The sequence below is a fragment of the Kineococcus terrestris genome, assembly GCF_041020755.1.
Classification (GTDB): Bacteria; Actinomycetota; Actinomycetes; order Actinomycetales; family Kineococcaceae; genus Kineococcus; species Kineococcus terrestris.
On sequence record NZ_JBEUEI010000004.1, the window covers coordinates 42,747 to 58,170 of the forward strand.

14 protein-coding genes are annotated in these 15,424 nt (G+C 77.5%); 7 read left to right on the forward strand and 7 right to left on the reverse strand.

Annotated features, from left to right (window positions below):
- Positions 1-56: 56 nt before the first annotated feature.
- A complete protein-coding gene (locus AB8M62_RS03885) occupies positions 57-527 on the forward strand; it encodes an OsmC family protein (protein WP_369054820.1) in 471 nt (156 codons plus the stop codon).
- A 30-nt stretch (positions 528-557) separates the two neighbouring features.
- Here the strand turns inward: AB8M62_RS03885 and AB8M62_RS03890 are convergent, their stop codons facing one another.
- Positions 558-869, reverse strand: a complete 312-nt coding sequence (locus AB8M62_RS03890; protein ID WP_369068683.1) for a hypothetical protein — start codon at positions 867-869, stop codon at positions 558-560.
- 169 nt (positions 870-1,038) lie between these two features.
- Here AB8M62_RS03890 and AB8M62_RS03895 point away from each other — a divergent pair, with 169 nt between their 5' ends.
- Positions 1,039-1,839 (forward strand): helix-turn-helix transcriptional regulator, encoded by an 801-nt coding sequence (locus AB8M62_RS03895; protein ID WP_369068684.1) that lies wholly within the window; start codon positions 1,039-1,041, stop codon positions 1,837-1,839.
- A 246-nt stretch (positions 1,840-2,085) separates the two neighbouring features.
- Positions 2,086-4,947 (forward strand): cell wall-binding repeat-containing protein, encoded by a 2,862-nt coding sequence (locus AB8M62_RS03900; protein WP_369068685.1) that lies wholly within the window; start codon positions 2,086-2,088, stop codon positions 4,945-4,947.
- A 92-nt stretch (positions 4,948-5,039) separates the two neighbouring features.
- On the opposite strand, the gene AB8M62_RS03905 is transcribed toward AB8M62_RS03900, so the two are convergent.
- Complete coding sequence (locus tag AB8M62_RS03905; RefSeq protein WP_444881713.1) at positions 5,040-7,076, reverse strand: amidase; 2,037 nt, start codon at positions 7,074-7,076, stop codon at positions 5,040-5,042.
- 128 nt (positions 7,077-7,204) lie between these two features.
- Between AB8M62_RS03905 and AB8M62_RS03910 the strand changes: the two genes are divergently transcribed.
- Positions 7,205-7,792 (forward strand): TetR/AcrR family transcriptional regulator, encoded by a 588-nt coding sequence (locus AB8M62_RS03910; protein WP_369068770.1) that lies wholly within the window; start codon positions 7,205-7,207, stop codon positions 7,790-7,792.
- Positions 7,793-7,807: 15 nt separating this feature from the next.
- Here the strand turns inward: AB8M62_RS03910 and AB8M62_RS03915 are convergent, their stop codons facing one another.
- On the reverse strand, positions 7,808-8,677 hold the full coding sequence (locus AB8M62_RS03915; protein WP_369068687.1) for an LLM class flavin-dependent oxidoreductase: 870 nt from the start codon (positions 8,675-8,677) through the stop codon (positions 7,808-7,810).
- 158 nt (positions 8,678-8,835) lie between these two features.
- Between AB8M62_RS03915 and AB8M62_RS03920 the strand changes: the two genes are divergently transcribed.
- Entirely contained in the window at positions 8,836-9,726 is an 891-nt protein-coding gene (locus AB8M62_RS03920; RefSeq protein ID WP_369068688.1) for a PhzF family phenazine biosynthesis protein, read from the forward strand.
- A 21-nt stretch (positions 9,727-9,747) separates the two neighbouring features.
- On the opposite strand, the gene pdxY is transcribed toward AB8M62_RS03920, so the two are convergent.
- The 4 genes from pdxY to AB8M62_RS03940 form a co-directional block, all read right to left on the reverse strand.
- The gene (gene pdxY / locus AB8M62_RS03925) at positions 9,748-10,599 is read right to left on the reverse strand and encodes a pyridoxal kinase PdxY (RefSeq protein WP_369068690.1); all 852 of its coding nucleotides are present in this window, start codon (positions 10,597-10,599) and stop codon (positions 9,748-9,750) included.
- 123 nt (positions 10,600-10,722) lie between these two features.
- The gene (locus AB8M62_RS03930; RefSeq protein WP_369054832.1) at positions 10,723-11,196 is read right to left on the reverse strand and encodes a hypothetical protein; all 474 of its coding nucleotides are present in this window, start codon (positions 11,194-11,196) and stop codon (positions 10,723-10,725) included.
- A complete protein-coding gene (locus AB8M62_RS03935) occupies positions 11,193-11,426 on the reverse strand; it encodes a hypothetical protein (RefSeq protein WP_369054917.1) in 234 nt (77 codons plus the stop codon). Before AB8M62_RS03935 ends, AB8M62_RS03930 begins: the two co-directional genes overlap by 4 nt.
- A gap of 189 nt (positions 11,427-11,615) precedes the next feature.
- Positions 11,616-12,311: a hypothetical protein gene (locus tag AB8M62_RS03940; protein ID WP_369068691.1), complete on the reverse strand. Its 696-nt coding sequence runs from the start codon at positions 12,309-12,311 to the stop codon at positions 11,616-11,618.
- 181 nt (positions 12,312-12,492) lie between these two features.
- Between AB8M62_RS03940 and AB8M62_RS03945 the strand changes: the two genes are divergently transcribed.
- Positions 12,493-14,610: a histidine kinase gene (locus AB8M62_RS03945; RefSeq protein WP_369068692.1), complete on the forward strand. Its 2,118-nt coding sequence runs from the start codon at positions 12,493-12,495 to the stop codon at positions 14,608-14,610.
- On the forward strand, positions 14,603-15,283 hold the full coding sequence (locus AB8M62_RS03950; protein WP_369068693.1) for a response regulator: 681 nt from the start codon (positions 14,603-14,605) through the stop codon (positions 15,281-15,283). The genes AB8M62_RS03945 and AB8M62_RS03950 overlap by 8 nt, the downstream gene beginning before the upstream one ends.
- Positions 15,284-15,424: the final 141 nt, after the last annotated feature.

The window sequence follows — 15,424 nt, forward strand, 5'->3', positions numbered from 1 at the left end:
AGCGCTTAGCCTCCCGGAGGCGTGCACGAGGGCGCGCCCAGGACACCGGAGGACCCGTGGCAGCGAAGAGGACCGTCCCGTTCGTGGTGGAGGCCGCCGGCACCGGCGTGGCCCAGCAGCTGACCGTCCCGGGGGAGGAGCAGCACGTCTTCCACGCGGACACGCTGCCGTCCTTCGGCGGGCAGGACGCCGCGCCCAGCCCGCTCAGCTACGTCCTGGGCGCGCTCACCTCCTGCAACCAGGTGACCGGCAGCCTCGTGGCCAAGGACCTGGGCGTGCAGCTGGGCCGCTGGACGTTCCGGGTGCAGGGCGACCTGGACCCCTCGGTCATCGCCACCGGTGCGGACGGCAACGCGAACTTCGACAGCGTCAGCGTCAGCGTGCAGGTGGAGACCGACGCCACGCCCGAGCAGTTCGAGCGCCTCAGCGCCGAGACCGAGCGGCGCTGCCCCGTGACGCAGATGGTCAAGCGCAGCGGCCTGGAGTTCAGCAGCGAGTGGCGGGCCGTCCCGCTCGAGGCGGCCTGAGCTGACGCGCGCGGGCGGCGCGGCACCGCGTCAGGCGGTGCCGCGCCGCCCGAACAGGCGCTCGCGCAGGGCGGCGGGCAGCAGCGCCAGGCGGTCGGTGCGCGAGCCGTCGCTCTCCAGCAGCGCGGCCAGGACGTCGAGGTCTAGCCGGTCGCCCTGGACGACGACGCCGCGGGCGCGGCCGTTGGCGTCGTCGAAGACCACCGCGTCGGTGACGACCGTGGCGACGGGGTCGCGCCCGGGCGGGAGCTCGTCGCCCCAGACGGCGCGCAGGTCCTCGACCAGCCGCGCCGTGCGAGCGCTCTCACCGAGGGCCGCCGAGTTCGGCTCGTCGAAGGGCACGGAGGCACTGTGACCCATGCGGGACCGATTCGTTGACCCTCGAACGGGGGGCAAGCAGTGGCGATCGGGCGGATACCGGTGCGACGGCACGAGGACGCCCCCCGGTCGTCGCCGCGCTCGGCGCGGTCGACCCCTTGTCCGCCTCCGCGACGACGCCGACGATGGACGGGTGCCCAGCGCGGTCGACGACCTGCAGCGGGTGCTCGACGCCGCGGTGCCGTGCGCGGCGGCCACCACGTGGAGCGACGTGGCGACCCTCGTGCTGCCGGCCGTCGCGGAGCTCGTCCGCGCCGACGGCGCCGTCTTCCACGAGGCCGACCCCGCGCTCACGCAGCAGCTGGACATCTGGTCCGCGGGTGCGGAACCGCCGCTGGCGGTGATGTCCGGGTACGCCGCCGTCATGCCCCGGCACCCCTTCGTCACCCACCTGCCGCAGCTGTCCGCGGTCCCGGCCGCGCGCCTGAGCGACCTCGTGGCGCCGGGCACGTGGCGCGCCTCGCCCGTCCACCGGGACTGCCTGCGCCACCTGGGGATCGACGACCAGGTCGCGCTCGTGCTGACGGCACCGCCGCACGCGGTGCGCCTGGTCACCGCCCACCGCGCCGGGCGGCCCTTCACCGAGCACGAGGAGCGCTCGCTCGCGCTGCTCGGCCCCCACCTGCGCGCCACCTTCGACCGGTTGGTCCGCTGCGGCGGCCCGCGCCTGGTCCTGCGGACCGTTCCCGACCTGCGCTGGGTGGAGGACGTCCTGGCGCCCGCACCGCCGGCCGGGCTGACGCCGCGGGAGCAGGAGGTGCTCACCCTGCTGGCCGCCGGGTGCAGCAGCGCCCAGGTGGCGCACCGGCTCGGGTGCAGCCCCCGCACCGTCGACAAGCACGCGCAGAACCTCAGCGCCAAGCTGGGCACCGCGTCGCGCTGGGAGGCGGTGAGCCGCTGGCGCACCAGCGGCGGGCAGGTCCCGGCGCGCTAGCCGCGCCTACGCGGTTGTGCGCATCGACGCGGCCGGCGGCCCGGCCTAGCGTCGGCCCGGGGCGCACCCGCGGAGGGCGCGCACGTCGTCGGGGGGCCCGTCGTGGACGTTCGGCAGATTCTGTTCCGCTGGGCGGGGACGCTCCTCGCGCCGCTGCTCCTGGTCGGTGCGATCGCCGCACCCGCCCGTGCCGTGGAGCGGGACGGGGCGGCCGAGGCGCCGGCACGGCTCGCGGCGGGTGCGCCGGTGAGCCGGCTGGCCGGCGCGGACCGGATCGGGACCGCGGTGGCGGTGTCCGCCGGCACGTGGACGTCCTCCCGGGAGGTGGTCCTGGCCTCGGCGCGCGACTTCCCCGACGCGCTCGCGGCGGGCCCCCTGGCCGCCCGCCTGGACGCGCCCCTGCTGCTGACCGACCCCGCACTGCTGCCGCCGCCCGTCCTCGCGGAGGTGCGGCGCCTGGGCGCCGAGCGCGTCACCCTCGTCGGTGGCGCCGCCGCGGTGGGTCCGGCCGTCGAGGCCGCGCTGTCCGACGAGGTCGAGGTCCGGCGCCTGGCCGGACCGGACCGCTACGCCACGGCCGCGGTCCTCGCCCTCGAGGCCGGACCGGGATCGTCGGGGGACGTGGTCCTCGCCGCCGGGTCGGCCGCCTCGCCCGACCGCGCCTGGCCGGACGCGCTGTCCGCCGGCGCGCTGACGGCCGCTCCCGGGGCCGTCCCGGTCCTGCTGACCAGTCCTGACGCCCTGGCGCCCGCGGCCCGGGACGCCCTGCCGCGGCTGCTCGGCGAGGACGGCGCGGTCCGCGTCGTCGGCGGTCCGTCCGCCGTCTCCGCCGCCGTCGAGGAGCAGGTGCGCGACAGCGGAGCGGCGGTCGAGCGGCTGAGCGGCCGAGACCGCTACCTGACCTCGCTGGAGGCGGCGGCCGCCGCCCTGCGCGAGCACGGCGCCGCACCCCGCCCCCTGGTCCTGGCGACCGGGGCCGCGTTCGCCGACGGCCTGGCCGCGGGAGCGCTGGCGGCCCGTCTCGACGCCGTCCTGCTGCTGGTGCCCCCCGGCGACCCGGCAGCCCGGGCGGACCTGCGCGCCTGGCTGGCGGTCAACGGTCCCCGCGTCGAGCGGCTCGTCGTGGTCGGAGGTCCCGCGGCGCTGCCGGAGGTCACCGCGTCCGGGGTCGGCGCCGCGCTGGCGACCCCGCCGCTGCGCCTGCCGCCGCCCGCCGCGGCTCCGGCGCCGGGGACACCGCGGGAGGTCGCCGAGGAACTGGTCCGCGACCTGCGCGCGGGCGATCCGCGGCAGCGCCGGGCAGCCGTGCTGGCCGCCCTGGCGTGGGCGGGTTTCTCCGTGGCCGGCACCGACGGCTCGCCCGCGGTGCCCGCCGACCCGGCGGCCGACCAGGGCGTCGTCCTGCCCGCCTGGCAGGCGCTGGCGCTCGCGGAGGCCCCCGACACCCGGGCCGACGTCCCGTTCCTGACCCTCGTCGAGCAGTCCGCCGCCGACGTGCCCGGCCTGGCGCCGCAGGAGGTGGCCGAGGCGCTGCTGGGCGGCGTCCTGGGCGTCTCCCCCCGCGACGCCCTCGGGCTGCAGCGCTGGTCCGCCCTGTTCTCCGCCGCCGGGCTCGACGAGCGCGGCGGCTACGCGGTCGAGCAGCGGACGACGGCGCTGCAGTCGACGCTGCTGTTCACCCGGCTCGCCGCCGAGTCGTCCGTCGCCGCGCGGACCGGGGCGGAACCCGCGCGGCCGCTCGCCGGCGCCGCGAACCCGTGCACACCGACCGGTCCCGCGGCGACCGTCCTCGACAACGCGGCCGTCGCCTCGAGCACGGCCTTCGGGCGGTACTGGGAGTACGTCGCTAGCGCCGTCCCGTCGGCCGACCGCTTCACGCGCGTGCTGCCGTGGGTGAACAACGCGCTCGCCGCGGTGCAGGTCGTGCTGTCCCTGGGACAGGTGGAGCTGACAGCGGAGCTCGTGCCCGCCGCCGACCCGTCGCGCGAGTTCGAGCGGACGCGGGACACCGTGCCGGGCGAGGTCGGCACGGTGCGGATGACGGTGCGGACGGGCGGTTCCGACCTCGAGGTCCTCAACTGCGCCCGCATCGTCCTGAACTCCCTGGGGATGGACTTCTCGGTGGCTCCGGGAGGGCCCGTCGCGGGTGCGCGGATCACCGCGACCGACCTCGCGCCGCAGCTCGTGGAGCACCCGGTCGCCGGGCAGAACCTGGTGGACCGGCGCACCGACGCCGCCGGTGCCGTCACCGCCCTCGTGCGGGGCCGGGCGCAGCCGTACGACCTGGGGGACGCGCCGGTGCCGGTGGCCGCCCGCCAGTCGTGGCGGGTGGCGGTCACCGCCGCGCCCAACGACCTGGTCAAGGACCTGCGCGACACGGTGGCCGGCGGTGTCGGGGGCGGGGTCGTGGGGGCCGCCACGCCGCTGGTGGTGCGGACCCTCGCCGCGGCGACCGTGTTCTCCACGTTCACCGCGTGGGCTCCGCTGCGCGACTGGTCGGACGGGCGCGTGCTGGACGTCGCGGTCCGCCTGCGCACCGACGCGGGGACCGACTACAGCAACGGTGTCACCAGTTGGCGGTGGCGTTCGGACCACGCGCTCTCGGGCACCGTCGCGCTGGACGAGGGCGCCGACGCCCCGCTCGTCGTGGACGCCGCGTCCGGCTCGGGAGGGTGGACGAACGCCAACGCGGAGAACGTGTGCGACTACTCCGGCGAGCGCTATCCCGGGATCTGCTCGACCGTCACCACCGTGACCGGGGCCCGCGGCGGCGCTATGAGGGTCCTGTCGGTCGAGGTGGACGAGTTCGGCGCGCCGACCGCCGTGACGCTCGCGCTCGACCCGGCGCCCGTGACCCTGACGAGCACCACCTGCTCGGGCGACTGCGGCCCCGGCGTGGCCGGTCCCGGACGCAGCGACGAGGTCGAACTGACGCTGGGCGACGTCCTGCAGCAGTACGGGGGAGGACCGCTGCGCATCACGGGTTTCGCCCCCGTGGACGCAGGGTCGGGAGCGGACGCCGTCCACCGCGCGACCTACACCGTCCGCGACGACGAGCACGACCACGTCGTGACGTTCACCGCCCGGCCCGGCGGGCCCGGGAACTGAGCTCCCGTCCGGTCGCAGCCCGCGCGGCGCGCTCCACCTCGACGCCGACCCGGACGGCGTTCCCGGCGGCGGGCGGACGGGCGGGAGACGGGTCACAGCGGTGAGCCGGGCGTCGTCGCCAGGGCGCCGGCGACGGCCCCGGCCGCGTCGCGCACCAGCACGACCACGAGCGGGCCGAACGGCGGCAGCCACTCGCTGACGGGCACGGCGTGCGCGTCGGCCGCCACCCGCGCGCTGCCGCGCAGGAGGTTCCCGTCCAGGGTCGTCGGCACCCGCACCCCGTCGACGTGGGTGACGTGCTCCACGGCCGCCCCGGCGGTGACGGTCGCGCTGAAGCGCACGACGGCCTCGTCCCCCTCGCCCTCCAGGATCACCTCGTCCACGGTGACGGCCAGGTCGCCCTCGGCGGCGGGCCGCGGCGCGGCGAAGAGCGCCTCGTCGGGCAGGGCGGGGGTGCGCGGCGGGGGCGTCCGGCGATCGCCCAGCGCGGCGACGGCCGCGGCGATCCGCACGAGCCGGGTGTCGCTGTGCGCGGGACCGGCGATCGTGAGGCCGACGGGCATCCCGGTGTCGGCCATCGTGCCCATCGGCACGGTGACGGTGGGGATGCCGAGGTGCCGGGGCACCAGGTTGCCGTTGGAGACCCACACGCCGTCGCGCCACGCGACGTCCGCCGAGGCCGGGTCCACGTCCGCGTCGGCGGGCGCCACGTCGGCGGCCGCGGGGAAGACGACCGCGTCGAACCCCTCGGCCGTCAGCCAGTCCTCGAGGTCGACCTGCCGCGTGCGCTCCAGGCCGCGCAGGCCCTCCGGCAGGCTGGCGACGTCCCGCCAGTGGCGGACCCCCTCCCGGGCGCGGACGACGTAGTCGGCGAGGTCGTAGGCGATGTCGTAGTGGCGCGTGCCGTAGCGGTCCGGCAGCGCGCCGGCCGGGGCGGGGAAGACGAGCGAGGGGTCGACGTCGGCGAGCCGGTGCAGGGCGGGGTCGCCGTTGCGGCGCAGGAAGTCGTCCACCGCCCACACCGCCAGGTCGCCGACCTCGTCGTGCAGGAACTCCCGGCTGACGAGACCGCGGTCGACGTGGTCGCGGGCGCCGTCGTGCAGCTTCTCGTAGTTCTCGACGACCGGGAAGGCCGTCTCGACCACCTCGGCGCCCGCCGCCTCCAGGTCGGCGCGCAGGTCGGCCCATAGCCTCATGACGCTCTCGCGCGTGGCGATCGGGTGCGCGCTACCGGGCTCGCCGTTGACGTAGCGGCGGGGCACGGCCAGCCGCAGACCGGCCAGCGGCAGTTCCTCCAGGTCGGCGAACGACGGCGGGCGGACCTCGGAGGGTTTCGGCAGCTCGACCCACGGCTGCGCGCGCCAGAGGTCGCCGCCGGTGTCGGGGTCGTCGGCGACCACGGCGTCCAGCACGTGCTGCAGGTCCCGCACGGAGCGGGTGTGGGGCACGACGACGTCCATCGTCGGCACGAGCGGCCAGTTGCCGCGCAGCGAGATCAGCCCGCGCGAGGGGGTGTGGGCGACGAGGGCGTTGTTCGAGGCCGGCGCCCGCCCCGACGACCACGTCTCCTCGGCCAGCCCGAACGCCGCGAACGAGGCGGCGGTCGCGGTGCCGGAACCGTTCGAGGACCCCGAACCGAACGCGGAGGTGAGGTACGAGGCGCTGTAGGGGGACTCCGCGCGCCCGTGCACGCCCCGCTGCATCCCCCCGGCCGCCATCGGCGGCATGGTGGTCAGGCCCAGGACGACCGCCCCGGCCGCGCGCAGCCGCTCCACCGCGAACGCGTCGGCGCCGGCGACGAGGTCGACGAAGGCGGGGGAACCCGCGGCGACGGTCAGGCCCCGCACGCAGTAGCTGTCCTTGACGGTGAACGGGACGCCGTCCAGCACCCCCCGCTGCTCGCCGCGCGCGCGCCGCAGGTCCGCGGCGCGCGCCTGCTCGAAGGCGGTGGGGTCGAGCACCGGCACGGAGTTCAGGCGGGGTCCGGAGCGGTCGTAGCGGCCGATCCGCTGCAGGTAGCGCGCGACCAGCTCGACGCTCGTGACCTCGCCCGCCGCGAGCGCGGCCTGCAGCTGCTCGACGTCCGCCTCGACGACGGTGAAGGCCCCGGTGTCCACGACGCGAAACATACACCGTTTGTTTATGGGCGGCCAGGGTTCCGCCGGCCCGTCCCCGGGAGGGGCGCGCCTAGACTCCCCGGCGTCCGGAGGAGGTCCCCATCGCCAGACCGAAGCAGCCGCTGCTCGACCGCGCGCTCATCGCCCGCACCGCTCTCGCGCTGGTAGACCACCACGGCCCCGACGGCGCGAGCATGCGCCGGGTCGCCGCCCACCTCGGCGTCAACCCCGCCTCGCTCTACAACCACGTCCCCGACCGCGCCGCCCTCGTCGAGGACGTGCGCGCGCTGGTGTCCGCCCGCATCGACTCCCGGCCCCTGCGCACGATGACGTGGGAGGACGGCCTGGCCGCCTGGGCGCGCTCCTACCGCGCGGCGTTCGCGCGGCACCCCCGGGCGATCCCGCTGCTGATGACCACCCGGGCCTCGGCGCCGGTGCTGCTGGCCCAGTACGAGGACTTCGCCGTGGCCGCGGAGGCCGCCGGGTGGGACAGCCGCGACGTGCTGCCCCTGCTGACCGCCTTCGAGTCGTTCGTCCTGGGCAGCGTCCTCGACATGTCCGGGCCGGCCGTCGTGTTCGACCCCACCGGCCAGGAGGAGGAGTTCCCGCGGTTCGCGGCGGCGTACGCCACCCTCGCCGACGAGGACCGGGCCGACCCGGTCGCCACGCGCGCGTTCGAGACGGGCCTGCGGATGCTCGTCGCCTCCGCGCGGCCCGCGCCGCGCTGACCGCGGTCACCGCGGTCACCCCCGCGCGGCCACGTCCTCCAGGACGGCCAGCCGCTCGCGGCTGCGCGGTCCGGTGGGCCACAGGACCGCGACGGTGCCGAACCCGAGAGCGGCGTACCTGCCGGCGGCGTCCCGGAACGCCTCGACCGAGTCCAGGGGGCGCTCGTCGCCGTACCCGAGGACGACCAGGCGCGACAGGGTCCCGGCCTCGCGGCCGCGACGGGCGCACGCCTCGTCCAGGGCCGCCGACTGCCGGCGCACCTCCTCCCACGCGGTGCGGCCCGCGCGCGCGACGTCCTGGGTGATCCACAGGTCGGCGCGCGCGGCCGCCAGGGCGAGACCGCGCGGTCCGGTCGCGGCGACGGCCACGGGAACGCGCCGCGACGGCCCGCCGCCGAGGGCGACGTCCCGGGCGCTGAACCACCGGCCCGAGGACGTGACCCGGTCGCGGGAGAGGAGGTCGTCGCCCAGTTCGACCCACTCGCGGAACCTCTCGGCGCGCTCGGCCGGTGTCCACGGGCCCTCGCCGAGGGCGTCGGAGTCCACGCCCGGGCCGCCGGCGCCGACCCCGAGGACGAAGCGCCCCCCGCTGACCGCGTCCAGGGCGAGGGCCGCCTTCGCCGCGGTGACGGGGTGGCGGAAGTTCGGCGACGCGACCATCGTCCCCAGCCCGATCCTCGACGTGGTGGCGGCGGCCGCGGCCAGGACCGTCCACGCGTCGTGCCAGACGGGCCGGCCGCCGAGGTCGAGGTGGTCCCACAGCCACCCGCGGCGCAACCCCCACCGCTCGGCCAGCAGCCACCGCTCGCGCAGTTCCGGCCACGGCCCGTCCGGCCAGAGCACGACGTCCACCGCCGTCCCCCGCGGCGCAGCGTCCTCGGTCACTCCGCACCCCCTCGCTCCCGGCGGGGACCGTACGGCGCCCGGACCGGTCGCCACCGGGAGTTCCGGCTGCCGGGGATCGGTCGGCAATCCCGCACCGGTCGAGCCGCGCGGCGCTACGGTCGGGCGGCCCCGGACGTCCCCGGCACGAGGAGCGAGCGATGCAGGAGTTCACGACCAGCGCTGACCCGACCACCCGCCCACCGGCTCCGGAGGTGCTGCGCTACACCGCGTTCAGCACCGACCCCGCCGGCGGGAACCCCGCCGGTGTCGTGCTCGACGCCACCGGGCTGGACGAGCGGGAGATGCTGGCGATCGCCGCCGACGTCGGGTACTCCGAGACCGCCTTCCTCGTGCCGGGGGAGGGTGGGCTGGACGTGCGCTACTTCAGCCCGCTGGCCGAGGTGACCTTCTGCGGGCACGCCACCATCGCCTCGGCCGTCGCCCGCGCCGAGCGCCACGGCGGCGGGAACCTCACCTACCGCACGGCCGCCGGGCCGGTGGAGGTCCGCACCGAGCGGGCGCCCGACGGCTCGTGGCGGGCGACGCTGACCAGCGTCGCGCCCCGCACGGTCGCGCTGGCCGTCGAGGACCTGCGGACCCTCCTCGACGTCCTGGGCTGGTCGCCGGACGACCTCGACCCGGACCTGCCGCCGCGCACCGCCTACGCCGGGGCGTGGCACCCGGTGCTGGCCGCGCGCACGCGCGAGCGCTTGGCCGCCCTGGACTACGACCTGGCGACGCTGGGTGAGCTCATGGCCGAGCGGGGCTGGACGACCGTCGACCTCGTCCACCGCCAGGACGAGCGCACCTTCCACGCGCGCAACCCGTTCCCGCCCGGCGGCGTCGTCGAGGACCCCGCCACCGGGGCGGCCGCCGCGGCGCTCGGCGGGTACTTGCGCGAGGGCGGGCACGTCGAGGTCCCCGCGACCGTCACCGTCCTGCAGGGCCACGACATGGGCCGCCCCAGCGTCCTGGAGGTGGCGATCCCCGCCGACCCCGCCGCGGGCATCGCCGTCACCGGGACGGCGGTGGCGATCCCGGCGGCTTGACCGGGACGGACCCGGAGGGCGTCAGCGCACGCGCTCGGCGGTGAACTGCATCCGCGGGTTCGCGAAGGCGTCCTGCGCCTGGACGATCTGCAGCTCCCGCTCGCCGGAGCGGTAGGTGTGCTCGATGAGGTCGAAGACGCTGGAGGTGGTGCGCTCCAGCGCGGCCTTGGCGTCGCCGGTGGAGCGGTAGTGCGCCGCGAACAGCGCTGCGGTGACGTCCCCGGACCCGTTGGCCTTGAACGGCAGCCGCGGGGTGCGCACGATCCACCCGCCGGCGTCGTCGACGGCGAGCATCTCCAGGACGTCGTCGCCCGTCTCGGGCCGCTCCACGCTCGTGACGAGCACCGTCGAGGGGCCCATCGCGCGGGCCGCGTCCACGGAGGCCAGCGTGGACTCCAGCGTCGTCGGCTCCGTGCCGGTGAGGAAACCGAGCTCGAACTGGTTCGGGGTGATGATGTCGGCGACCGGTACGACGCGGTCGCGCAGCAGGTGCGGGATCTCCGGGGCGACGAAGCACCCGGACTTCGCGTTGCCCATCACGGGATCGCACGCGTACACGGCCGAGGGGTTCGCGGCCTTGACCCGCCGGACCGCGTCGACGATGACGTCGCCGATGCCGGTGCCGCCCTGGTAGCCGGACAGGACGACGTCGATCGTCGGGAACACGCCCCGCTCCTCGACGCCGGTGATGACGTCCCGCACGTCCTCGGCGGCCATGACGGGACCCCGCCAGGCGCCGTAGCCGGTGTGGTTGGAGAAGTTCACGGTGTGGACGGGGACCACTTCCACGCCGATGCGCTGCAGGGGGAACACGGCGGCGGAGTTCCCGACGTGGCCGTGGGCCACCGCCGACTGGACGGACAGGACGATCACGGGTTCAGCCCTTCGACGGTGCGGGACGTGGAGCACGAGCTCGCGACCGGACGCACGCTGCCGCCGCGGGCTCGGGGGAGCCTACCCACCGGCCCGCGGCGGCGCGTGCCGCGCGGGGCCACGTCAGCGGCGTCGCCGCAGGCCCCACCGCGTCGCGGCGACGACGGCGATCACGACCAGCGCGCCGGCCCCGGCGAGCGCCGCACCGCGCGCACCGGCCGCCCGCACGGCACCGGCCCGGTGCAGGCGCACCCGCGGGCTCCCGAGCACCACCCGGCCGAACCGGGAGTCCACGCCCGCGCCGACGTCCAGCACCGGCCCCTCGGGGGTGAGCACGCGGGCCGACAGCCCCGCGGCGGCCAGCTCCTCGGACACGCGGGCCAGCGCCGCCGCCCGGGTGCGACCGCCCCGCAGCCCCGCCGCGGCGGCCGCCTCCTGGACCCGCTCGGCGAGGGCGCCGGCGTCCGCGGTGCGCACCAGCAGCTGCGTCCCGTCGGCCTCGACGCGCACGTCGAGGCCGTCGAGCTGCAGCGACAGGTCGGCGCTGAGCCGCAGACCCGCCGGGAGCGACCCGGCGGGCGGTGGGGCAGCGCTCACCCGCGGCTCGCGTCCTCGGCGGTCGTGATGCGCAGGACCCCGTTCAGCTTCCACGTCGCGCGCGGCGCGTCCGGGCCCGTCTCGCGGGGGACCTCCACCTGCATGTCGACGAACTCGTAGTTGATGGCCGCGCCGCGGCCCGTGAGGTAGCTCCACATCTCGCGGAACAGGTCGGAGAAGCTGGTGGTCTCCTGGCCGGTGACGTCGGAGGTCCCCGAGGCCGTGCGCACGGAGGCGCTGCTGGCGGCGCTGCTGGTGTCGGCGGAGGTGGTCACGTCGTGCCCTTCGTCGCGGTCGGTCGCCCGGCGTCCCGCGGGCGCTGAGCCGAGTGTGGCCGGGCGCCGGGGACCCCGCCACCCGCGGACCGCCCGCCACCGGGAGGGTGGCGGGCGGCGGGCGTCCGGGCCGGACCGGTCGCGTCAGTCCCGGGCGCCGACGAGGTCGGGCCGGGCCGCGAGCACGGCCCCCACCGCCGTGTAGCCCAGCAGGACCACCGTGCCGCTGGCGATGTCGGCGGCCTCCGCGCCGAAGAGCAGGATCGAGCCCATGACGAGCGGGAAGTACGCCTCGGCCACGGCCGGGTAGAAGCGCAGGACGCCCCGCCAGCGGCCGGCGACGGCGATGCGGATCCCGCACACGAGCATGCCGAGCATCGACAGCGGCCAGAACGGGTCGGTCCAGAACTGCACGGGGTTGCCCATGTCGGCGACCGTCGCGGCGAGCAGGCTGTTGACCATCGCGATGCCCAGCAGCACCGCCTCCACCCGCAGGAACCCGCGGGCCAGACGGCCCGTGCCGAGGGCCCGCGTCCGGTGGACGACCGCCAGCAGCGCCATGACGCCGGCCTGGAAGCAGAGGCTGCTGAGGTCGGCGATGCGCCCGGGCAGTTCGCCCGCCGGGGTGTTGAGGCCGACGACGTACGTGGTGAGCGACCACGCCAGGCCGCCGGCGACGAGGACGGCGGCGCGCCGGCGCACCCAGGAGGCGGTGGGCGGGTCGGCCAGCGGTTCGGCCCGGCGGGCGCCGCGCGGGGCCGGCAGCCCCGGCTGGACGGTGCCGGTGCGGGCGGACCCGACGTCGGTGCGGGCGGGGGCGGGGCGGTCGGTCGTGGACACGGTGGGCTCCTGTGCTGGGTGGGGGGCTGGCCGCCGGGGTGGCTGACGGGGACGACGTTCCCCGCCGCGGCGTCCCGGGCGTCAGGGCCGCGCGCTCCCGCTCCGGTCCCCTCCGGTGTCCCGGGTGCCCGGGACGCCGGGACCCGGGACGGCGGGACGCCCCCGGTGCCACGATCGGCGGGTGCGCGAGCTGGTGCGCCCGTCGGGGGCGCTCGTGGTGGTCGTCTGCGCGGCGGCCCTGGTCGTCAGCGCGGTGCTGGACGCCCGCTCTCCGGTCGCCGACCTGCCCGACGTCGTGAGCGCCGGCTGGAGCACCGCGCTGACGGGCCTGCTCCTGGCCGTCCCCGGCGCCGTGGTGCAGGCGCGCGGTCCGCGCTCGGGGCCGGCGGGACGCGACCGGGCGCACCCCGTCGCCGTCGTCCTGCTCCTCGCCGGGCTGCTGTGGGCGGTCGACGGCGTCTCGGCGTCCTGGCTGCTGCACACCCTGACCGCCGGCGACGGCGCGGGCGCCACCGCGGCCTTCTGGTCCTACAACCGGCTCGGCGCGTGGCTGCTGCTGCCGCTGCCGCTGGTGCTGCTGCTCGTGCCCGACGGCGCCCTGCCCCGCGGGCGGGTCCGGCGGCCCGCGGTGCTCGTCAGCCTGGCAGGCACCGCGCTGCTGCCGGTGGTGGTGCTCGGGGTGCCCTCCGCCGTCGTCGGGCAGCCGCCCGTGCCCGGCGTCGACCTCGACCCGCTGGTCGTGCCGCTGCCGGAGCCGGTGTGGACCGCGCTGTGGGCGCTGGCGCGGGCGCTGGTGCCGCTGAGTCTGCTCGTGCCGTTCGCCCTGCTCGTGGCGCGCTCGCGCGGCCCCGCCGGGCCGGCGCGCGACCGCAGCCGGTGGATGCTCTGGTCGGCGCTGGTCGCCGTCCTCACCATGCTGACGGTCTGGGCGCTGCCGGACGGGCTCAGCTCCGCGGCCCTGACGCTCTCGTGCGCGGTGGTGGCCGCCTCGTGCGCCGTGGCGCTGGTGCGCCCGGACCTCCTCGACGTCGACCGGCTGCTGGGCGGCACGCTCGTGTGGGCGCTGGTGGCCGGTTCCGTGCTCGCCGTCGACGTCGTGCTCGTGGCCGCTGCCTCGCAGCTGCTGGGCCGCTCGCTGGCCGAGCGCGAGGCCGCGCTGGTGGCCGTGCTGCTCGTCACCGCCGTGTACGGGCCGCTGCGCGAGCGCGTGTGGAGCGCCGTGCGCCGCCTCGTGCTCGGCGAGCGCGACGACCCCTGGCGCGCGCTGTCCTCCCTGGCGCGGGCCCTGGAGCGCTCGGGGTCCGCGCGCGAGCAGCTGCAGGCCGTGGCGGGGTCCGTGGCCCACGCGTTCCGCGTGGACGCCGTGGTCGTGGAGGTCGAGCGCGCCGACGGCGGCAGCCTCGTCGCGGTGCACGGGCGGCTCCTGGAACCGGGCGCCCGCAGCGAGCAGCCGCTGACCTACCGCGGTCAGCCCCTCGGGCGGATCCTCCTGCCGTCCGGGCCCGCCGGCCGCAGCCGGCTGTCCCGGCGCGACGAGCGCCTGCTCGGCGACCTCGTCCGGCAGGCCGCGCTGGCCGCGCGCGCCGAGGCGCTCGCCGACGACCTGCAGGCCAGCAGGGCGCGCATCCTCACCGTGCGCGAGGAGGACCGCCGCCGCGTGCGCCGCGACCTGCACGACGGGCTGGGCCCCGTGCTGGGCGCGGCCGTCATGGCCGTCGACACCGTCCGCAACCTCGCCCCGGACCTGCCCGAGCCGGCGCAGCGGATGCTCGGGCGGGTCCGCGACGACGTGCAGGAGGCGCTGGGGGAGGTGCGCCGCCTCGTGCACGAGCTGCGCCCGCCCGCCCTGGACGACCTCGGCCTCGTCGGCGCACTGCGCCAGCACGCCGAGCGCCTCGGCGTCGGCGGGCTGCGCGTGAGCGTCGAGGCCGCCGACGACCTCGACGCCGCCGCGTTGCCGGCCGCGGTGGAGGTGGCCGCCTACCGCATCGCCGGCGAGGCGGTCACCAACGCCGCCCGGCACGCGGGCGCCGCCCGCTGCCACGTGCGGCTGGCCCGCCGCGGCGCCGCGCTGGAGGTGGTCGTCGACGACGACGGCCGCGGCATCGACCCCGCGGCCCCCGCCGGGGTGGGGCTGGCGTCGCTGAAGGAGCGGGCCCGCGAGCTCGGCGGCTCGTGCGCGGTGACCTGCCCGCCCGGCGGCGGCACGCGCGTGGCGGCGCTGCTGCCCCTGCCCGCCCCGGAACCCGCCGCCGAACCCGCCGGTCCCGCTGCGCCGCAGGTGGTGTCGCGTGCCTGAGGACGAGGACGAGGGCGCCGCGCTGCCCCGGGTGCTCGTCGTCGACGACCACCCGCTGTTCCGCGACGGCGTCGCCGCGCTGCTGACCTCCACCGGCGCCGTCACCGTCGTGGGCACCGCCGCCGACGGCGAGCAGGCCCTGGCCGCGGTCGCGCAGCACGACCCCGACGTCGTGCTCATGGACGTGCAGATGCCCGTGCTCGACGGGGTCGCCGCCACCCGGCGGCTCGTGGACTCCGGCGCGCGCTCGGCCGTCGTCGTCCTGACGATGTCCGAGGAGGACGCCACGGTCTTCGCGGCCGTGCGCGCCGGGGCCCGCGGCTACCTGCTCAAGGGCGCCGGGCAGGAGGAACTCATCGCGGCCGTGCGGACCGCCGCGACCGGCGGGGCGGTGTTCGGCGCGGCGCTCGCGGCGCGGATGGCCGCCTTCTTCTCCGCCCCGCCCAGCCCGCCGTCGGCGGCCGCGGCGTTCCCCGGGCTGACGGCGCGCGAGGCCGAGGTGCTGGAGCAGCTGGCGGCCGGGCGCACCAACGCGGAGATCGCGGGCCGGTTGTTCCTGTCGCCCAAGACGGTGCGCAACGTGGTGTCGGCGGTGCTGGCGAAGCTCCAGGCCGCGGACCGCACCGAGGCGGCCGCCCGGGCGCGCGAGGCCGGTGTCGCACCGACCGCGTGACCCACGTCACCCCGCGCCGGCCGTGATGATCCGGCGCCACCCGACCCTCACCTCCTGTCGCGCGTCCCGCTGAGAGACCTCGGGTGCGCAGCGCACGAGCAGCACCCGCCGCCCGGTCACCGGACCGGCCCGCACGCCGCC

What these genes read in the sequence shown, in the direction of transcription:
- AB8M62_RS03905 (WP_444881713.1), bottom strand. Translation starts at nt 7,076, where the DNA reads ATGTTTCGCGTCGTGGACACCGGGGCCTTCACCGTCGTCGAGGCGGAC.
- AB8M62_RS03920 (WP_369068688.1), top strand. Translation starts at nt 8,836, where the DNA reads ATGCAGGAGTTCACGACCAGCGCTGACCCGACCACCCGCCCACCGGCT.